The 1,359-nt window shown below is 64.1% G+C and carries 2 protein-coding genes; both read right to left on the bottom strand.

What is annotated here, in order from left to right; all coding sequences use genetic code 11:
* The coding region (locus tag EN964_RS34740; protein ID WP_127277449.1) for a GNAT family N-acetyltransferase at positions 1–374 on the bottom strand (374 nt) is incomplete at its 3' end.
* A 307-nt stretch (positions 375–681) separates the two neighbouring features.
* Complete coding sequence (locus EN964_RS34735) at positions 682–1,320, bottom strand: TPM domain-containing protein (protein WP_127271483.1); 639 nt, start codon at positions 1,318–1,320, stop codon at positions 682–684.
* Positions 1,321–1,359: the final 39 nt, after the last annotated feature.

Genomic DNA, 1,359 nt, shown 5'->3' with positions numbered 1-1,359 from the left:
ATGCCTTTCAGCCCGTGATCGGCCAACCGCGCCTTGGCTGCCGAAAACAGGCGGCTGCCGAGCCCGATGCCCTGATATTCCGGCCGCAGGTACAATTCGTAGATTTCGCCTTGCTGCCTGAGTTCACGGGCGCGGTTCTTGCCGATCGTCGCATAGCCGGCGATCTTTCCGCCGATCTCGACCACCAGAACAGTGGCGGCGCGGCGAATCGCATTCGCCCACCAGTCGGCACCTCGACGGTTGATCATCGATGTCAGGGTGCGGTGCGGAATGATGCCGGAATAGGCGCCGCGCCAGGCCTCCAGATGCACCTCGGCGATGGCACTGGCATCGCGCGGGTCGGCTTTCCGGATGTCGATCGTCAGCGTATTCATGATTTGTTAACCATAAACCCGCATCGCCCGATTGCAAGAGTCCCGGCGGCCCGCCGGCTGCTTTCTCACAGGCGATCATGGCACTGATGAGATCAGGCAAAGCCTGCTTGAAAACGCGCTCAGCCGAGGCGGATGGCGTGGCCTTCGAGAACCGGAGAGGAGCGTTGTTTTGCACGTGAGCACCGGCCTACGCCGGCCGAAGCCTGCCTGCCAAGGCCGCTTATGAGTGAGTGCTTCGGTCGGCGAAAGCCGGAAGCGCAGAAAACCGCGTCAGGCGTCCGGCTGAGTAGCGTTTGCAGGCGGGCTTTCAGATTTCGACGAGATGGTCGTCAAGTTCGTTGCTGTCGCCCACCGTGACCGGGAAATGCTCGGCCAGCACCGCACCCACCTGCTCGATCGCCTTGACGAAGCCGTCGGCAAGCCGGTCGTCGCCGGCATGCGCGGTAAGGTCGCGCACGACACCGTCCCAGACATGCTGGCCGACCTTGGCGTCGATGCCCGAATCGGCAACCACTTCGGCGTAGCGTTCAGCGATCGAGACGAAGACCAGCACGCCGGTGCGCGCCGTGGTGCGGTGGACGTTGCGGGCAAGGAACTGCTTGCTCGCGTTGGCGTGCGCCGCCTGGTAGCGCAGCCGCCTCGGCACCAGATGGATGCGCAGGCCGGGCAGCGCCCACAACAAGGCCAGCACGCAGGCAAGCGCCAGGAGCTGGGCGAGGACGAAATGCGGCAGCCGGATCGACAGCCACCAGGCCTCCAGACCGTAGCCGACCGCCAGGCTGACGATCAGCATGCACACGGTCGCCATGAAGGCGGCCGGGAAGAAATAGCCGTCGCTGGCATGCGCCACGACGCAGTAGATCTCGCCGTCGGTTTTCTCCTCGGCGGCGCGGATCGTGGTTGCGATGCGCTCATGATCCTGCGGGCTGATTGGTCGTGTTGCCATGATATGTCTCACCAGCTTCCTGAAGAACCGCCACCACCC

Origin of the sequence: Mesorhizobium sp. M7A.F.Ca.CA.001.10.2.1, from assembly GCF_003998575.1 — a bacterium.
Taxonomy (GTDB): domain Bacteria; phylum Pseudomonadota; class Alphaproteobacteria; order Rhizobiales; family Rhizobiaceae; genus Mesorhizobium.
The sequence above is the reverse complement of the archived record's forward strand: the minus strand, read 5'-3'. Positions and strand labels throughout refer to the sequence as shown.

Excerpts from the sequence above, each read along its gene's own strand:
- EN964_RS34735 (WP_127271483.1), bottom strand. The coding sequence starts at position 1,320 with ATGGCAACACGACCAATCAGCCCGCAGGATCATGAGCGCATCGCAACC.